The sequence below is a fragment of the Qipengyuania sp. SM2512 genome, from assembly GCF_054954005.1.
The window spans coordinates 81877-99774 of the sequence record NZ_CM143134.1; the positions used below are offsets into that span (position 1 = coordinate 81877).

Consider the following 17898-nt stretch of genomic DNA (forward strand, 5'->3'; position numbering starts at 1 on the left):
GAGATAATGGACACGCAAACCGCACCGCCGCGCACCATGGGCCTGTTCGGCACCGCGCTGCTCCCGGTCAACGGGATGATCGGCGCGGGCATCTTCGCGCTGCCCGCCACGCTGTTCCTCGCGGTCGGCGATTTCGCGCCGTGGATGATGCTGCTGGGCGGGGTGCTGTTCCTGCCGCTGGTGCTGGTGTTCGCCTGGCTCTCGGCGCGGTTCGACCACAGCGGCGGGCCGATCCTCTATGGCGAGGCGGCGTTCGGGCGCTTCGTCGGCTTCCAGGCCGGCTGGGCGCGCTACGCCAGCGCGATCGTCACCGTGGCGGCCAACACCCATGTGATGGTCTCCTATCTCGCCACGCTGTTCCCCGCGCTGGACGGGCCGCTGCTGCGCCCGCTTGTGGTCGCGGGCTTCATCGGCTTCATCACGGTGGTGAACCTGTTCAGCCTCAAGAGCTCGGTGGCGACTTTGGGCGCGCTGACCGCGGTCAAGCTGCTGCCGCTGTTCGCGCTGATCGGCGCCGGGCTGTTCGCGGGCGAGCCCAGCATGGGGCTGGTGCTGCCCCAATTTTCCGCGGCGGAGAGTATCGTGCTGCTGACCTATTACGCCTTCATCGGCTTCGAATACGTCGTCCTCCCCGCGGGCGAGATGAAGAACCCGAAGCGCGACGTGCCGCTGGCGCTGGTCGCGATGCTGGCGGCGGTGACGCTGCTCTACATGCTGGTGATCTGGGCCTATATCGCGATCGGCCCGGTGGTCGGCGCGGATGCCGACAACCCGCTGGCGGTGGCCGCGCGCGACGCGATGGGGCCGGTCGGCGCGGTGGCGATCGTGATCGCCGCGGCCTTCAGCATCGGGGCGAACAATTTCGCCGGCGGGATCAGCCTGCCGCGGATGACCTATGGCATGGCGGAAAGGGGCATGCTGCCGCGCTGGTTCATGGCGGTCTCGCCTAGGCTGGGCACCCCGGTCAACTCGATCCTGTTCTACGGCGCGGCGAGCATCGCCTTCGGGCTGTGGGAGGGCTTCATGGTGCTGGCGCTGGCGGGAACGCTGACGCGGCTGCTGACCTATCTCATCGCCGCCTTCGCGCTGCCCGTGCTCGAGCACCGCGAGGGGCGGATCCGCCCGGTCCGGGCGCTGGTCTGCGCGCTGACGGTGGTGAGCACGCTGTGGGTCGCGACCCACGCCGATGCGCAGAGCTGGGCGGTGTTCGGCGCTCTGGTGGTGGCGGGGACGCTGCTCTATTTCCTCGCCCGCCAGGAGCGCCCGCTGGCCGCGGCGCCGCTCTAAGCCGCATATGACGCAATTCGACGCCATCATCCTCGGCGCCGGCGCCGCCGGGCTGATGTGCGCCGCGCGCGCCGGGCAGCGCGGGCTCAGGGTGCTGCTGCTCGAGCGCGCCGAGGAACCGGGCAGGAAGATCCTGATCTCGGGCGGCGGGCGCTGCAATTTCACCAATCTGGGCGCGGGCCCGGCGAATTATCTCTCCGCCAACCCGCATTTCGCCAAATCCGCGCTGGCGCGCTACACCGCGCGCGATTTCCTCGATCTGGTCGAGAGCCACGGCATCGCCTGGCACGAGAAGACGCTGGGGCAATTGTTCTGCGACGGCTCGGCCAAGCAGATCGTCGCGATGCTGCTGGCGGAATGCGACCGCGCCCGCGAAAACGGCGGCGATGTCACCCTGCGCTGCGGCGAGGAAGTGGCCGAGGTTTCGGCGCAAGACGGATACACCGTCCGCACCCAGAGCGGCGAATATCGCGCGCAAAACCTCGTCATTGCCACCGGCGGGCCGTCGATCCCCAAGATGGGCGCGACCGGCTTCGCCTACGATCTCGCGCGCCAGTTCGGCTTGAAGCTCGTCGAGCCCCGCCCCGCCCTCGTCCCGCTGACGTTGGGGGGCGACGATGTCCTGTTCCGCGAGATCTCGGGCGTCGCCGCACCGGTCACCGCGACCGCCAACAGGCAGGCGTTCTCCGAGGCGGCGCTGTTCACCCATCGCGGGCTGTCGGGGCCGGTGATCCTGCAGGTCTCCTCCTACTGGAAGCCCGGCGACCCGGTAAGCGTGAATTTCCTCCCCGAGCGCGAGACCGGCTGGCTGCTCGCCGCCAAACGCACCGTCCCGCGCGCCACCCTGCGCAGTGTGCTGCGCGAGGCGCTGCCGCACCGCCTCGCCGACATCCTCGCCGAGCGGATCGGCCTCGCCAACGAATTCGGCAACGCCCCCGACAAGGCCCTGCGCGAAGCCGAGGCGCGGCTGGCGCAATGGAGCTTCCACCCCAACGGCAGCGAAGGCTTCGCCAAAGCCGAGGTCACCAGCGGCGGCATCGCGACCGGCGAACTCTCCTCGCAGACGATGGAAGCAAAGAAGCACCCCGGCCTCTACGCGATCGGCGAGGCGGTCGACGTCACCGGCTGGCTCGGCGGCTACAATTTCCAGTGGGCCTGGGCCAGCGGCGTCGCCGCGGGGAATGCGCTGGGGGGATGACGGGCATCGGGACCGGGATACGATAGGCCGCTTTCAGGGCGGCGCGTGTCATGCGGGAATGTCCGGAATGGGGGGAAGCCGACATTGACCGGGCTCGGCGACGAACGAAAGCTTCGGCGCTTGCTCACTGCCAACGATGCGGCAGCAAGAGGATGTACCGCAAGGATCGATCACCTCGTCTTTGCCCGATTTTGTGACCGATCGAGTGCGCTCTTTGCGGAAGTGGCTCCTGAGACTGCCGCCAGGACCAGCCAAGGTTCCACCACCAGGTTGATCAGCACGTGAGCAGCGATACAAGGACCAAGATTCCGACCGCCAAGCAGATAGATCACGGCGAGAGCCGCGCCTGCCACCACGGTCGAGGCGGCTCCATAAAGAGAAAAGCGGCGATCTGCACTGAAGGCATGCCACACTAGGTGGAACAGGCCGAAGATGCCCCCGGATAGGAGGACCTGGCCGGCGCTGCCAATGCCGTAGCTTTGCACCGTATCCATCAGCCAGCGGCGGAAAACGACTTCTTCCATAATCCCGCTTGCGAAGGCAGCGGCGACGCCAATCAACTTGAATAGCGAAACTTCGCGCTGCTGCTCCCTCACAAACGGCAGCACTCGAAAAGTATAGGCGATGTAGGCGCCGGCAAACAATAGGGCCGCAATCCAAGCGTGAAGCGGCGCCCACGTACCGCGTGCGAGACCCAATTCCTGAACCATCGGGATGTTTCGGCCTGACCAGCTCATTATGAGTGGGAACATCATCACAGCTGTAGCGCCGAGCAGTATTGCCGCTGTGATCCACCGCTCTTTGTTCCACATCGGCGCTCTCCCCGATGCCTGTGTCCAGGGGTGCGATGACTGATTGCAAGCTGCAGCTGGAGAAGAGCGATAAGCCGCAAGAGCAGCCCTGTCTCGCCCCCGGTCCCTTGAATGACCCCATCTGGGTCGTTAGCCGATAGTCGGCGTTGGGCGGCCGGAGCAGGAACAGATGCTCTCGGACGGCGCACGAAGACCATTGCACTCCGCTGCATCGTCCCCCGGCTGCGAACTGGGAGTACCCTCTCGTCATTGCGAGGAGCGCAGCGACGCGGCAATCCATGGCGCGGCTTTGCGGGTCCCCACTACTGACATAGAAAGACGAAACTGTCGTTCGTGGATTGCCGCGCCGCCTGCGGCGGCTCGCAATGACGAAGGGGTGGGTTTGTCCTCGGCCGCGTGCCTGCAGGCGTCGAGCCTTTGGGCACGAAGGCAGCGGGACCCCGGGTCGAGCCCGGGGCGACGAAATTGGCGGGTGCCTCAAGTGGCTCGTGAGCGGAACGGCGGCTGATCGCAGCTCTCCCCCGCGTCGCCTCGCGGTTCATCGGGGTGCAATCCGCCATGCGCGAAGGGCGCTTCGATACACCGACCACTCAAAGGACCCACCCCATGAAATCCTTCCTCACCGCCGCGATTCTCGCTTCGGGCCTCGTCGCCAGCCCCGCTTTCGCGCAGGCCGCCGCGCCGGGCGGGCTCTATGTCGGCGCGCTCGCCGGCTATGAGGGCATCGATGTCGAGGCCGCCGACGGCTCGGCCAGCGCCAGCGCCGATGCTGCGGTTTACGGCGTCACCGCCGGCTACGATCTCAGCCTCGGCAGCGCTTTCGTCGGGGTCGAGGGCGAATATTCGGCCAGCGGCGGCTCGACCGAGTTCCCCGCCAGCTTCGGCGGCGCGCGCGACGGGCTCGAGGCCGACGGCCAGTATTACATCGGCGCGCGCGCCGGCTTCGCGGTGACCCCGGGAATCGCCGCCTATGGCAAGCTGGGCTACACCTCGCTCGACACCAGCGCCTTCACCAGCGCGGGCTCGCTGGGCGAGCTTGAGGGCAACGCCGACGGCGTGCGCTTCGGCGGCGGGGTGCAGGTGCAGCTGCCCGGTCCGCTCGAGGCGCGGCTGGAATATCGCCGGTCGAGCTACAAGGATCTCAACGACGGCACCTTCGGCGACGCCTCCACCGATCAGGTCGTTGCCGGGGTCGGCCTGCGGTTCTAGAACCCTCGCGGGAGGCGCCCGCGATGACCGAGAACAAGACCAGACCGACCGGCGACGACGTCGCGGCGCTGCTGGACGCAATTGCGGATCCGCAGCGCCGCGCCGATGCGCAGACCGTCTGCGCGATGATGGCGCGCGCCAGCGGCGAGAGCCCGCGGGTGTGGAGCGGCGGGATGGTCGGCTTCGGCACCTACCGCTATCGCTACGAGAGCGGGCGCGAGGGGGAGTGGTTCATCACCGGCTTCGCCTCGCGCGCCGCGGCACTCACGCTCTATGTGATGGACGGCTTTCCGCAGCACCGGGAGCTGATGGCGCGGCTGGGCAAGCACAAGACCGGCAAATCGTGCCTCTATATCAAGCGGCTGGCGGATGTGGATGTGCAAGCGCTGGAGGAGCTGGTGACGCGCTCGGTTGCGCATATGCGCGGGGCGTACGAGACGACTGGCGAGGCACGGGGGTAGCGCGAACCCGATGGAGATCCCAGCTTTCGCTGGGATGACGTGTTAGTTTCGCTGGGACGACGTGCGAGGAGGGGCGTGACCGGTCCATCCAAACAATAACCGTCATCCCAGCGAAAGCTGGGATCTCTACCGGGTCGAAGAAACCGAACAGGCTTAGAACAACTTGCGGATATCGATGCCGATATAGCGGCCGGTCGGGTCGATCCGCAGCGGGTCGTAGGCGAGCGGGGTGATGCCATTGGCATCGACCACCTCGCGGCGGGTGTCGAAGATATTGTCGACATTGAGCGAAACCCGCAGCCCGTCGAGCACTCCCGATTCCGCTCCGGTCACCTCGCCCAGATCGGCGAACAGCCGCAGGTCGAAAGTGGCCAGATCGCCGAAGAACAGGTCGCTGCTGCCCACCAGGCCATCGCCGCGCAATTCGCTCGGGCCGACGTAACTCCCCGAGGCGCGGACGCCGTAGCCCTGCCAGAACAGCCCGCCTTCAAGGCGCGCGCTGTAGACCGGCACCCCGCCGCCGCCGAGCACGAAGCCGTCGCGCTGGTCGAGCACCGGGCCGCCGTCCGCGACCACCACTTCGTTCTCGAGCGCGAAATTATGCGTCAGGCTGAGGAAATAGCGCGGGCGGGTGTCGGGGTTCTCGCCGCCGCCCATCATGCCGCCCATGCCGCCGCCGCGTCCGCCGCGCCGGCCGCCGCCATCACCGCCGCCGCCGCGCGCAGGCTGGGCCGAAGCGCCACCCTCGCCCGCCGCCGCGCCGGCGCTGCACATCTGCGCGCGCACTTGCGCCAGCCGGTCGGGATCGATCTCGCCAGCTTCGTTGCGCAGCCGCGCGAGCATCGGCTCGGGCAGACCCTCGAGATTGGGCGGATCGGCGCAGACCGCGGTGCGGATCGCTGCCATGCGCTCGCCCCCGCCCTCGGCCCGACGTTCGGCATCGGCACTGCAAAAGCGTTCGCGCAGCTGCGCAATGCGTTCAGGGGGGATCGTGCCGTCGGGCCCGCGCAGCCGCGCGAGCAGCGCTTCGGGAAGCCCGGTGAGATCGGGGGTTTCGCCCTCGGGCGTGGCGCAGAAGCGGGCCCGCATTGCTTCCATGCCCTCGGGGCCCATGGTGACAGCGGCGCTTCCGGCCGGTCCACCCCCTTGGCCGGCAGCCGGCCCGCCGCGGCTCGCCGAGCCCGCAGCCGGCGCTTCGGGCGCTTCGGGTTCGGCGCCGATCCTGCCGCTGGTGTTGATCCCGAAGGAGAGCACCTTGCTGCGGGTCTCGAACAGCGTGATCGGGCGGCGGTCGAGCTCGACCAGCTGGCCCGCGCCGTCGCGCGTCACGCGGTCGGGGAAAGCGGCCTCGAAGGCGGGGCTCAGGCCCGGGGCACTGGAGGTCACGTCGTTCGAGCGGTTGACCGCGTAATCGAGCTGGAGCCGCGTGTTGTCGATGAAGGGCAGTTCCCAATTGGCGGAGAACTTCCAGTCGGCCTGGGTTTCCGCCAGCAGCGCCGGATTGCCGCCGGTGACGACCGTCGCCAGCACGCTCTCGCCGGTGGCGTAGTCGAACACCGGCACGTTGAAATCTACCACCTGCGGATCGCCCAGCGCGTTGAGCCCCGGCGCGACCTCGCGCCAGATGCGGGTGGCGGAGAGGTTGAGATTGTCGAACGGCTGCCAGTTGAGCCCGAGGCTCCAGTCGGTCAGCGTGCCGAAATCGGAGAGTTCGTTGATCCCCGCCTGCCCGGTGAGCGAGATCGAGCCGATCGCATCGGCGAAACCCTCGCGGCGGCTGGTCAGCGGGACCACGAGATTGACCCCGGCCGAGACATCGCCGCGGGTCAACCGGCTGTCCTGCGCGCTGCGGGTGTCGGAGCTGACGATGCGATCCCAGTCATAGCCGAGATCGAAGGTGGCCGCGACCTCGCCCCCGGGGAGATAGAGCGGCGAACCGGTGATCGTCGCCAGCGTGCTCGCACCCCACAGCGTGGAGCGCGCGGTGTCGACGCCGGCATCGCCGAGCGCGGGCAGCGCACCGTCGATCGCAAGCGTCCCGGCAAGCGCCTGCGCCTCGAGCGCGGCGGTGTCGGCGCGCCGGTCGATCCGCGTGCGGCTGTGGGCGCGGCTGGCGTCGAAAGTGGCGGTCAGGTTCCAGCCATCGCCCAGCGGCCGGTTGTAGCTGCCCGAGCTGGCGATCGAATTGCTCGCGACGTTGCGCTCGAGCGGGTCGCCGGCACCGAAGGTGCGAAAGGCGCTGTTGCCCGCGGGATCGGTCAGCAGCACGCTGTCGAGCCCCGAGAGGCTGCGGCGTTCGTTGTAGGCGCCGGTGAGATTGAGGCTGATCGAGGAGCCGCTGTCGATGAAGGCCTTGGCGTAGTTCGCCGAGGCTTCGACCCCGGCGCTGTCGGCGATCAGGCTGCGGAACTCTCGCGGATCGGGATCGGTCGCGACATCGCTTTGTGATCCGGCGACCAGCGTCAGATCGCGCTCGGCCTCGGTCAGCAGGCTGGTGTCCTCGAACTTGAGATTGAGATTGATCCGCGCGCCGTCGCTGATCGTCAGCAGCGAGAATTCCTGCTCGCTTTGCGAATATCCGCCGATCCCCGGCTGGCCGTATTCGAGCTCGATCTCGCGGCTGGAGAAATTATCCTTGAGGATGAAATTGACCACCCGCCGGTCGGGCGAATAGCCGAAGCGCTGCGCCACTTCCTCGGGGAAGACCTCGACCTTCTCGATCGCTTCGGGGGGGTAGGACTGGAACTCGCGGAAGGAACCGATCCGCACCCCGTTGACCAGGAAGATCGGCCGCCCGCCGCCGCCGCGGCCGCGCGCGCTGCCGGTGGCGGGTTCGATCGCCTGGAGCAGTTCTTCGATCGAGCCGGCGCCGAGCGCGGCGATTGCCTCGGCGTCGAGTTCGAGCACGGGAGGCTGTTCGACATCGAGCGATCCCCGCTGGCGGGCCCCGGTCACCACGATCTCGTTGCCCACCATGGGGCCGACCATGGGGCCCGCCATCGGCGCATCGGCCTGCGGATCGCCCGAATCCACCTCGGTGCCGGGCGTGTCGGGCACGTCTTGCGCCGAAAGCGCGGTCAGAGGGAAGGTGCCGGCGAGCGCCAGAAGAGAAACCGTCGATGCGAAGCGCAAGGGGTGTACCTTTCGAAAATCCGTAACTGGCCGCCCCCGCTGACAAGGCATTGCGGCATCGCCGGCCCGGACACAACCACCCTGCCTGTCGCAAGATGTAACCGGTCGGTGTCGGTCGGTCGCTGGTCTAAATAGCGGCGAGGCTTCCCTTTTGTTCTGCACGGGGCTATGGGGCGCGGCCCGGAGCGGCAATTGTGCCCTCCCCCTATCACCAACCAAGGAATCACATGGCCAAGGAAGAACTCCTCGAAATGCGCGGCAGGGTGGTCGAATTGCTGCCCAATGCGATGTTCCGGGTGGAGCTCGAAAACGGCCATGAGGTGCTCGGCCACACCGCCGGCAAGATGCGCAAGAACCGCATCCGCGTGCTGGTGGGCGACGAAGTGCTGTGCGAGCTGACCCCCTACGATCTGACCAAGGCGCGGATCACCTACCGCTTCATGCCGGGTCGCGGCGGTCCGGGCCCGCAATAACGCGCCGCGCCGCATGAGCGCGCCCGCTTCCCCGCTTCGGCTCACCCTCGCCTCCGCCAGCCCGCGCCGCCGCGAATTGCTCGCGCGGCTGGGCGTGACGCCTGACGCGGTGATCGCTGCCGATATCGACGAAACCCCGCACAAGACCGAACTGCCGCGCGACTATGCGCAGCGCATGGCGCGCGAGAAGGCTCTGGCGGTGGAGGCCGCCACCGTCGTCGAGGGCTTCGTGCTGGCGGGCGACACCGTGGTCGCCGCCGGTCGCCGCATCCTGCCCAAGGCCGAGGACGAAGCCACCGCTCGCCGCTGTCTAGAACTGCTCTCGGGGCGCCGCCACCGGGTGCTGTCCGCGATCGCCCTGCGCGCGCCCGACGGTACCCTCCGCGAGCGGCTGAGCGAGACCGCGGTCAGGTTCAAGCGCCTCTCCGCCGAGGAGATCGACTCCTATCTCGCCGGTGGCGAATGGCACGGCAAGGCCGGCGGCTACGCGATCCAGGGCGCTGCCGAGGGGCTGGTGTCCTGGCTTCAGGGCAGCCATTCGGGCGTCGTCGGCCTGCCGCTGTTCGAGACCCGCGCGCTGCTCAAGGCGGCGGGATTTGCGCTTGGCTGAGACATGACCTGGTACGTCGAGCAGGGCATCGCCGAGGAGCGCGCGGTCCTGCTCCAGCGCGGCCGGATAGTCGCGGCGCGGCTGCACTGGCCAGGCGCGCTGACGGCGGGCCAGGTCGAGGATGCGGTGCTGGTCTCGCGCGCCAGGGGCAGCCAGCGCGGCACGCTGCGCTTCGCCAGCGGCGAGGAAGCGCTCGTCGACAGGCTCCCGGCTTCGGCCAGCGAAGGGGCGGCGATCCGCGCTCGCGTGACCCGCGCCGCAGCCCGCGAGCGCGACCGGATTAAGCTGGCGCAGGCCACGCCCAGCGACGAGGATCTGCGCCCCGCTCCCACGCTTGCCGAACAATTGACGCTCGCCAGAGAAACGGTCGCAACTGTCCGCCGCTTTCCGGAGGACGGCCACGAAGGCGGGTGGGAAGATCTCTGGCTCGAAGCCTTGTCCGGGACGGTTGAGTTCGACGGCGGCGAACTCGCCTTCTTCGACACCAGCGCGATGATGCTGATCGATGTCGACGGACCCGACGATCCGCGCCGGCTCGCGCTCGCCTCAGTCCCCGCACTGGCGGACTCGATCGGGCGGTTCGATCTGGCGGGTTCGCTCGGAGTCGATTTCCCGACGCTGGCGGCGAAGGCCGATCGCAAGGCAGTCGATGCCGCGCTCGACCAGGCGCTTGCCCACTGGAACCACGAGCGGACCGCGATGAACGGCTTCGGCTTCGTCCAGCTGGTCGCGCGCTCGGAGCGCCCGTCGCTGCTGCGCCGCCTTCATCACGACCGCACCGGAGCCGCCGCGCGGCTGTTGCTGCGCCGCGCCGAATTCGTCGAGCAACCCGGCCGCCTGCTGCTGACCGCGAATCCCGCCGTTCTCGCGCGGCTGCGGCCCGATTGGCAGGCCGAACTGGCGCGGCGGAGCGGGCGCGAAGTGTCGCTGCACGGCGATCCGGGACTTGAACTCGAAACCGGCTTCGCGCAGGCGGTGCCGCTATGACCGCAACGAAAAAGACCTGCCCGATCTGCAAGAAGCCCCGCATCGAGGAGCACGCGCCCTTCTGCTCGCAGCGCTGCCGCGACCGCGATCTCGCGCACTGGTTCGGCGACAGCTATGCCGTGCCCGGCCGGCCCGCCGCGCCCGAGGAAATCGCGAGCGAGGTGATCCGCGGCGAGGAGGACTGAAAACGTCCTTGCCAAGCGCAGGAGCCTTCGCCATAGGGCGGCGCTCCAACCGCTCGCCGGTCGCCGAACAGCCCCTCGCGGGTCTTTCTGGTCCGACGAGGCGCCCGGACAGGCCCAGGTAGCTCAGTTGGTAGAGCATGCGACTGAAAATCGCAGTGTCGGGGGTTCGAATCCCTCCCTGGGCACCACTTTCCCCGATCCCGCTTCCTCAAAACCTCCCCTTTACGGGTCCGGCTCATCGATTGCGTCGCCTGCAAGCCTCATGTAAGCAGGCCGCCCTACCCCCGGTCTGCGGATTGCGCCCGATTCCGCGTCCCGGGGCGGCTGTTTTTCGTCGCACCTATCGTTGCACCCAACGTCGCACCCAATGTCGCACCCAATGTCGCAAGGAACCGCTGCATGGCTCGTCGCCGCCAGATCTACGAAGGCAAGGCCAAGATTCTCTACGAAGGTCCCGAGCCCGGCACGATCATCCAGTATTTCAAGGATGACGCCACCGCCTTCAACGCCGAGAAGAAGGGCACGATCAACGGCAAGGGCGTGATCAACAATCGCGTCAGCGAATACATCTTCACGCGGCTCTCGCATATCGGGGTGCCGACGCATTTCATCCGCCGCCTCAACATGCGCGAACAGCTGGTCCGCCAGGTCGAGATCGTGCCGATCGAGGTGGTGGTGCGCAACATCGCCGCGGGCTCGATCTGCAAGCGGCTGGGCCTGGAAGAAGGCGAGCCGCTGCCGCACACGCTGATCGAATATTACTACAAGGACGATGCGCTGGGCGATCCGCTGATCGCCGAGGAGCACATCGCCTGTTTCAACTGGGCCAGCGGCGAGGAGATGCAGGACATTTCCTCGATGGCGATCCGGGTCAACGACTTCCTCTGCGGCATGTTCGCGGCGATCGATATCCGCCTTGTCGATTTCAAGCTCGAGTTCGGACGGCTGTGGGACGGCGATTTCAGCCGCATCATCCTGGCCGACGAGATCAGCCCCGACGGCTGCCGGCTGTGGGACGTCAACACCGGCGAGAAGCTCGACAAGGACCGCTTCCGCCGTGATCTCGGCGGCGAGGAAGAGGCCTACCGCGAAGTCGCGCGCCGGCTCGGCCTGCTCCAGAACGAGGACAATGGCGCGGGCGAGGTGTTCGACCTGTCGGCCCATCGCGGCCGGCTGCGGGGCAGCAAGCCCAAGAAATAACCGCTTTCGCAACGGCTTGTCATTGAGGGTTCAGTCGCGATCGGGCAGGATCGCGGCATGAAGCTTCGCTACTCGACGCGCCTCGCGTTCTCGCTCTTCGTCACCACCGCCGTCGCCGGGGTTCTCTCCGCTCCGGCTTTTGCCGAGCCAGTCGGCTGGAATGCCGCGGACTGGGAGCTCGAGGACAGCGAGTTCGAACCCGAGAGCGGCTGGCATTTCGGCAAGCTCGACAACGGGTTGCGCTATATTATCCGCCGCAATTCCCGGCCCGAGAACACCGCGCTGGTGCGGATGGATATCGCCGCCGGCTCGCTCGACGAGCGCGCCGAGGAACGCGGCTATGCGCATTATGTCGAGCACATGGCCTTCAACGGCTCGACCAATGTGCCAGAGGGCGAGATGATCAAGCTGCTCGAGCGGCTGGGCCTGGCCTTCGGCGCGGACACCAATGCCTCGACCGGTTTCGATCGCACCCAGTACAAGCTCGACCTGCCGCGCGCCGACGAGGAACTGCTCGACACCGCACTGATGCTGATGCGCGAGACCGCGAGCGAGCTCGATTTCGACGAACAGGCGGTCCAGCGCGAAAAAGGCGTGATCCTGGCCGAGCGGCGGGTGCGCAACGGCTATGCGCTCAAAAACACGGTCGATTCGCTCGAATTCGCCTATCCCGGCTCGCTGCTCGCCGGACGGCTGCCGATCGGCACCGCCGAAACGCTCGAAGCCGCCGATGCAGCGGCCCTGCGCGGCTTCTGGGAGCGCGAATACGTCCCCGCCGACACGGTGATCGTGGTGGTCGGCGATTTCGATCCCGCCATGGTTGAAGCGAAGATAGTCGAACGCTTCGCCGACTGGCAGTCGGCTTCCTCCCCCGACCAGCCCCCCGCCGGCCCGATCGATCCCGATTACCGCGGCACCACGGACATCTATCTCGATCCGGCGCTGACCGAGACGATCGCGATCGCGCGTCATGGCCCCTATGTCGACAAGCCGGATACGGCCGCCGAGCGGCGCGCCGCGGTGTTGCGGCAGGTCGCCAGCGGCGCACTGTCGCGGCGGCTGCAGCGGCTCCAGCGCAGCGAGGATCCGCCGTTTCGCGGAGTGGGCTTCTCGACCTCCGACGCGTTCGAGGCCGGGCGCACCACCACGCTGAGCGTCGCCAGCGAGGAAGGCCGGTGGCGCCGCGCGCTCGACGTGGCGGTGGACGAGTATCGCCGCGCGCTGACCCACGGCTTCAGCGAGGCCGAGATCGCCGAGCAGCTCGCCAACATGCGCACCGGGCTGGAGAACGCTGTCGCCAATGCCGAGACACGCAGCAATGCCGCGCTGGTCGGTCAGGCGCTGGCGGTGGCGCAGGGAACGTTCGTCCCCACCGCACCCGCCGATGCGCTGGCCCGGTTCGAGGCGCTCGCCCCCGAAGTAACCTCCGCCGAGGTGCTCGCCGCCTTGCGCGCCGAGAGCATCGCGCTCGACGAGCCGCTGATCCGCTTTTCGGGCAAGACCGCGCCCGAGGGCGGCGAAGCCGCTTTGCGCGCCGCGGTCGAGGCCGCCTTCGCGCGCCCGGTCGCTCCGCCGCAGGACACCGCCGCGGCCGAGTTCGCCTATACCGATTTCGGGCCTGCCGGAGAGGTAGTCGCGGACAGCCGCACCGCCGCGCTCGAAATCCGCACGATCCGCTTCGCCAACGGCGTCATGCTCAACCTCAAGCCCACCGATCTGGCGGACGACCGGGTGACGGTGAATTTCAACCTCGACGGCGGGAAAATGCTCGCTTCGCGCGCCGATCCGCTCGCGGTCGAACTGACCGGGCTCTACACTGCCGGCGGGCTCGGCAAGCACAGCCGCGACGAATTGCAGTCGATCCTCGCTGGCCGCTCGGTCGGGGCGGGCTTCGGTGCGGGCGACGAAACCTTCGCCGGCGGCGCCACCACCACCCCGCGCGATCTCGAGCTGCAGCTCCAGCTGATGGCCGCCTATCTGACCGATCCCGGCTATCGCGCCGAAGGGCTCGGGCCGTGGCAGCGCTCGCTGGCGGATTTCTTCGCCCGGCTCGGCCGGACGCCCGAATCGGCGCTGGGCGAAGGCCTCGGCCCCCTGCTCTCGGACCAGGACCCGCGCTTCACCCGCCAACCGCTCGAAGCCTACCGGGCGCTCGATTACGAGCAGCTGTCCGCCACCATCGGCGAGCGGCTTGCGAATGGTGCGATCGAGATCGCGCTGGTCGGCGATTTCGACGAGGAGGAGGCGATCCGGATGGTCGCGCAGACCTTCGGCGCGCTGCCGCCGCGCGAGCCGGCCTTCCGCGCCTATGAAGGCGACACCCGCGAGCGCAGTTTCACCGATTCCCGCGAGACCGTCACGCTCACGCATGGCGGCGAGCCGGATCAGGCGGTGCTGCGGATGGTCTGGCCGACCGCCGACGACAGCGACTGGGCGCGCACCAGCCGGCTGACGCTGCTCTCGCGGGTGATGCGGCTGGCGCTGACCGAGAAGCTGCGCGAGGAGCTGGGGCAGACCTATTCGCCCTCGGTCGACAGCAGTCCCTCGGATACCTACCGCGATTACGGGACCTTCAGTCTGGGTGCCGCGGTCGATGTGGCGCAGCTCGATGCCGCGCAGGCCGCGATGGAGGAAACCGTGCGGACCTTGATCGAACAGGGCCCCGATGCGGATCTGGTCGAGCGGGCGCGCCAGCCGGTTCTCGAAGGGCTCGACAACCGGCTCAAGACCAATGGCGGCTGGATGGGTCTGGTTGCGCGCGCGCAGAGCGAGCCCGAGAACATCGCCCGCTTCCTCGAGGCGAAGGAGCGCCAGTTGGCGATCACCCCGGAAGAACTGCAGACGCTCGCGGCGCAGTATCTCGATCCTGCAAGTGCGGTGCGCGTCCGCGTCGTCCCCGAAGCCGGCGCGGGCGGGTGACCCGCCGCCGATTGCAAAAACCCGGCGGCATCGGCATAGGCGCCGCACGAGCTCAGCCGCATTCACAAAAGGTTCGCCGCCCATGAAGATCCGCATCCATGTCAGCCTCAAGCCCGGCGTGCTCGATCCGCAGGGCCGTGCGGTACACCATGCGCTCGACGGGCTCGGTTTCGCCGGGGTCGAGGATGTCCGGATCGGCCGGCTGATCGAGCTCACCGTGGCGGACTCGACCAGCGACGCCGATCTGGAAGCCATGTGCGAGAAGCTGCTCGCCAACACGGTGATCGAGACTTACCGCATCGAGAAGGTCGGCCAATGAGCCTGCGCGCCGCGGTCGTCACCTTTCCCGGTTCCAATTGCGACCGCGACATGGCGGTGGCGCTGGAATCGGTGTCGGGCCAGCAGCCGATCCGCGTGTGGCACGGCGACAGCGCACTGCCCGAACGGCTCGATTTCATCGCCCTGCCCGGCGGCTTCTCCTATGGCGATTACCTGCGCTCGGGCGCGATGGCGGCGAACAGCCCGATCATGCGCGAAGTCGCCGCGGCGGCGCAGCGCGGTGTGCCCGTGCTGGGCGTGTGCAACGGCTTCCAGGTGCTGACCGAGGCCGGCCTGCTGCCCGGCGCGCTGATGCGCAATGCCAGCCAGCATTTCATCTGCCGCACCGTCGATCTCACGGTGGAGAACACCGATTCGCTCTTCACCCGCGGCTTCGCGGCGGGCCAGAACCTGCGCATCCCGGTGGCGCATCACGATGGCAATTACTTCGCCGACGAGGCCACGCTCGACCGGCTCGAGGGCGAAGGCCTGGTGGCGTTTCGCTATGTCGAGAATTGCAACGGCTCGCGCCGGGACATCGCGGGCATCCTCAACGCGAGCGGCACCGTGCTGGGGATGATGCCGCACCCCGAGCGCGCGGTCGATGCCGCGCATGGCGGGACCGACGGGCGGACCATCTTCGAGAACGCGATTCGGGCGCTCGCCCACGCCTGAGCCCGAGGCTCGGCCTCAGCCGCAAGCGTGATCACGCCAGCCGGCGCGCTTCTTCGCGTTCGAACACCTGGCGGGCTTCGGCCGCAGGCATCGGGCGGCCGAAGTGGTAACCCTGGATCTTGTTGCAGCCCATCGAACGGATCATTTCGGCTTCCTCGGCTGTCTCGACCCCTTCGGCGGTGGTGGTCATGCCCAGGCTGCGCGCCATGGCGACGACCGCATTGATGATCGCCAGGCTCTCGGCGCTGTCCTGCGAGGCGCCCTGAACGAAGGTCTGATCGACCTTGATCGTCGAAAAGCGCAGCTTGCGCAGATAGCCGAGCGAGGAATAGCCGGTGCCGAAATCGTCGAGCGCCACCGAGCAGCCCAGCGCCATCACCTGTTCCAGCGCCCGGCGCGCCACATTCGCATCGCGCAGGAAGATGCTCTCGGTCACCTCGATCTCGAGCCGTTCGGCGGGCAGACCGCTGTGCGACAGCGCATGCACCACGCTGGTCGCGAAATCGGGCTCGGTCAGCTGCTCGGGCGAGACGTTGACGTTGATCCCGATATGCGAGGGCCAGTTGGCCGCTTCGCAGCAAGCCTGCTGCATGACCCATTTGCCGATCGGCACGATCAGACGGGTGTCCTCGGCCAGCGGGATGAACTTGGCCGGGCTGACCGCGCCGTGCACATCGCTGTTCCAGCGCACCAGCGCCTCGAAGCTGACGAGTTCCTCGGTATTCGCGTCGACCACCGGCTGGTAGTTGAGCGACAGTTCGTCGTTCTTGAGCGCGTTGCGCAGCGAGAATTCGAGCTGGCGGCGTTCCTCGGCCGAGGCGTGGAGCGAGGGTTCGTATTCGCGGTATTCGCCGCCGCCGGAATCCTTGGCGCGGTAGAGCGAGAGATCGGCGTTGCGCATCAATTCCTCGACCGAGCGCCCGTCGCGCGGGCCGAAGGCCGCGCCGATGCTGGCACCGACATAGAGCACGTGCTGATCGACCTGATAGGGCTCGGACAGATGCTCGATGATCGATTTGGCCACCTGCTCGACCTTCGAGCGATCGGAGGCATCGCGGATCACCACGCCGAATTCGTCGCCGCCCAGGCGGCCGCAGATCTCGTTCTCGGTCATGAGGCTCTTGAGGCGCCCCGCGACCTGACCCAGCAGCCGGTCGCCGGTCAGGTGGCCGAGCGAATCGTTCACCGCCTTGAAGCGGTCGAGATCGATCATCAGGAAGGCGCAGCGCGTGCGCCACTTGGCGGCATAGCCGATCGCCTCGCCCAGCGACTCGTTGAGCATCAGCCGGTTGGGCAGCGCGGTGAGCGTGTCGAAACGCGCGAGATAGGCGATCTTCTCGGAGGATTCGCGCTGCGTGGTGACGTCCGATCCGACCCCGCGGAAGCCGGCGTAGCCACCCGCCTCGTTGAAGATCGAAGCGCCCGACAATTCCCACCAGCGGCGCTCGTCGTTGACCATCACTTCGACCACGAGATTGGAGAAATTCTCGCGCTTCTTCAGCTTCTCGGCGAATTCGTGGAGGCTGGAGGGAAAGCGGCCGGTCTCCCAGGCGCTGCCGGAAATCAGTTCGAGAAAACTGCGGCCCTCGATCTCGGACAGCTCCTGGCCCAGCGCAACGGCGAGCCGCGGCGAGACCGAGCGCAGGCGGCGACGCGGATCGAGCTCGAACAGCCAGTCGGCGCCGGTATCCTCGTATTCGCGCAGCAGCAGCGAGACCACTTCGCTTTTCTCGTTCATTCCCAACTGCGCGATCTTGGCCGATAGCGCCACACGCGCGCCCTCGATGGTGCCGAAAGTGGCGAAGATCCCCGTCACGATCGCGATGATACCCAGACCCGTCTGCCCCATCAGAAGAAGACCGACTGCATAGCCCAGAGAGGTGACGATGCAGAACAACACCGTCCCCGCCGGCGCGCCGTAACGCGACACCGCCGACACGAGCAGCATGATTCCGGCGAAGCCCCAGGCGATGGCATGGGCTTCGGGATCGGCCAGGGGCAGGAACAGGAACGCCGGCAGGGCCCAGACCACGCCTTTGAGGCCCGAGTAGAAGGTATGGCGAAGATATTCGTCTCTGGTGAAAATGCGCCGATCCGCATCGCGCATCGTCAGATCGAGGCGGGCACCGTCTGCGGTTACGAGAAGGACGACCACGCCCCAGGCACCGATGATCCATGGACCCACCACCGGCTGGAAAAGATAGAAGAACAGAACCACGCCGGCCAGATGCATCGCAATCCGCATGGGCAGCCGCGCTGCAAGCAACGCGTATTGCGAGCCCTGCAATTGCGACCAGTCGCCCGTGGCGGGCGGTTTGAGCCCGAGGACGACGCTCGCGCACATTCCCTCGGCGAAATCGATCGGCGCTGATTTGCTGTTTTTCACGCCATCGCGGTTAGCCCCAAAAGGTTATGCCGCGGTAAAGGATGAT

At 67.6% G+C, this 17898-nt stretch carries 15 protein-coding genes and 1 tRNA gene; 13 read left to right on the forward strand and 3 right to left on the reverse strand.

Annotated elements, in window-relative coordinates:
• Positions 1–6: 6 nt before the first annotated feature.
• Positions 7–1287 carry an APC family permease gene (locus ACQ5J0_RS00430; RefSeq protein WP_462568569.1) on the forward strand — a complete coding sequence of 427 codons (1281 nt, stop codon included), beginning with the start codon at positions 7–9 and terminating at the stop codon, positions 1285–1287.
• Between the two features lie 7 nt (positions 1288–1294).
• Positions 1295–2485: a BaiN/RdsA family NAD(P)/FAD-dependent oxidoreductase gene (locus ACQ5J0_RS00435; RefSeq protein ID WP_462568570.1), complete on the forward strand. Its 1191-nt coding sequence runs from the start codon at positions 1295–1297 to the stop codon at positions 2483–2485.
• 170 nt (positions 2486–2655) lie between these two features.
• Here the strand turns inward: ACQ5J0_RS00435 and ACQ5J0_RS00440 are convergent, their stop codons facing one another.
• The gene (locus tag ACQ5J0_RS00440; protein ID WP_462568571.1) at positions 2656–3297 is read right to left on the reverse strand and encodes a lysostaphin resistance A-like protein; all 642 of its coding nucleotides are present in this window, start codon (positions 3295–3297) and stop codon (positions 2656–2658) included.
• Positions 3298–3903: 606 nt separating this feature from the next.
• Between ACQ5J0_RS00440 and ACQ5J0_RS00445 the strand changes: the two genes are divergently transcribed.
• Both ACQ5J0_RS00445 and ACQ5J0_RS00450 read left to right on the forward strand, forming a co-directional pair.
• Entirely contained in the window at positions 3904–4506 is a 603-nt protein-coding gene (locus tag ACQ5J0_RS00445) for an outer membrane protein (RefSeq protein ID WP_462568572.1), read from the forward strand.
• A gap of 23 nt (positions 4507–4529) precedes the next feature.
• The gene (locus ACQ5J0_RS00450; RefSeq protein ID WP_462568573.1) at positions 4530–4967 is read left to right on the forward strand and encodes a DUF1801 domain-containing protein; all 438 of its coding nucleotides are present in this window, start codon (positions 4530–4532) and stop codon (positions 4965–4967) included.
• A gap of 153 nt (positions 4968–5120) precedes the next feature.
• On the opposite strand, the gene ACQ5J0_RS00455 is transcribed toward ACQ5J0_RS00450, so the two are convergent.
• The gene (locus ACQ5J0_RS00455) at positions 5121–8099 is read right to left on the reverse strand and encodes a TonB-dependent receptor (RefSeq protein WP_462568574.1); all 2979 of its coding nucleotides are present in this window, start codon (positions 8097–8099) and stop codon (positions 5121–5123) included.
• 227 nt (positions 8100–8326) lie between these two features.
• On the opposite strand from ACQ5J0_RS00455, the gene infA reads away from it, so the two are divergent.
• The 9 genes from infA (at position 8327) to purQ (ending at position 15466) form a co-directional block, all read left to right on the forward strand.
• Positions 8327–8572 carry a translation initiation factor IF-1 gene (gene infA / locus ACQ5J0_RS00460; RefSeq protein ID WP_007163491.1) on the forward strand — a complete coding sequence of 82 codons (246 nt, stop codon included), beginning with the start codon at positions 8327–8329 and terminating at the stop codon, positions 8570–8572.
• Positions 8573–8585: 13 nt separating this feature from the next.
• Positions 8586–9182, forward strand: coding sequence for a Maf family protein (locus ACQ5J0_RS00465; protein ID WP_462568575.1), 597 nt, complete (start codon positions 8586–8588; stop codon positions 9180–9182).
• Positions 9183–9185: 3 nt separating this feature from the next.
• The gene (locus ACQ5J0_RS00470; protein ID WP_462568576.1) at positions 9186–10169 is read left to right on the forward strand and encodes a ribonuclease; all 984 of its coding nucleotides are present in this window, start codon (positions 9186–9188) and stop codon (positions 10167–10169) included.
• Entirely contained in the window at positions 10166–10354 is a 189-nt protein-coding gene (locus ACQ5J0_RS00475) for a DNA gyrase inhibitor YacG (RefSeq protein WP_305929113.1), read from the forward strand. The genes ACQ5J0_RS00470 and ACQ5J0_RS00475 overlap by 4 nt, the downstream gene beginning before the upstream one ends.
• Positions 10355–10466: 112 nt before the next feature.
• Positions 10467–10542: transfer RNA gene (locus ACQ5J0_RS00480), tRNA-Phe, on the forward strand.
• 211 nt (positions 10543–10753) lie between these two features.
• Positions 10754–11554, forward strand: a complete 801-nt coding sequence (purC, locus tag ACQ5J0_RS00485; protein ID WP_067608130.1) for a phosphoribosylaminoimidazolesuccinocarboxamide synthase — start codon at positions 10754–10756, stop codon at positions 11552–11554.
• Between the two features lie 57 nt (positions 11555–11611).
• Positions 11612–14473 (forward strand): M16 family metallopeptidase, encoded by a 2862-nt coding sequence (locus tag ACQ5J0_RS00490; protein ID WP_462568577.1) that lies wholly within the window; start codon positions 11612–11614, stop codon positions 14471–14473.
• Between the two features lie 82 nt (positions 14474–14555).
• Entirely contained in the window at positions 14556–14792 is a 237-nt protein-coding gene (gene purS, locus ACQ5J0_RS00495) for a phosphoribosylformylglycinamidine synthase subunit PurS (RefSeq protein WP_462568578.1), read from the forward strand.
• Positions 14789–15466 carry a phosphoribosylformylglycinamidine synthase subunit PurQ gene (gene purQ, locus ACQ5J0_RS00500; protein WP_462568579.1) on the forward strand — a complete coding sequence of 226 codons (678 nt, stop codon included), beginning with the start codon at positions 14789–14791 and terminating at the stop codon, positions 15464–15466. The genes purS and purQ overlap by 4 nt, the downstream gene beginning before the upstream one ends.
• 31 nt (positions 15467–15497) lie before the next feature.
• On the opposite strand, the gene ACQ5J0_RS00505 is transcribed toward purQ, so the two are convergent.
• The gene (locus ACQ5J0_RS00505) at positions 15498–17810 is read right to left on the reverse strand and encodes a putative bifunctional diguanylate cyclase/phosphodiesterase (protein WP_462570145.1); all 2313 of its coding nucleotides are present in this window, start codon (positions 17808–17810) and stop codon (positions 15498–15500) included.
• Positions 17811–17898 lie beyond the last annotated feature (88 nt).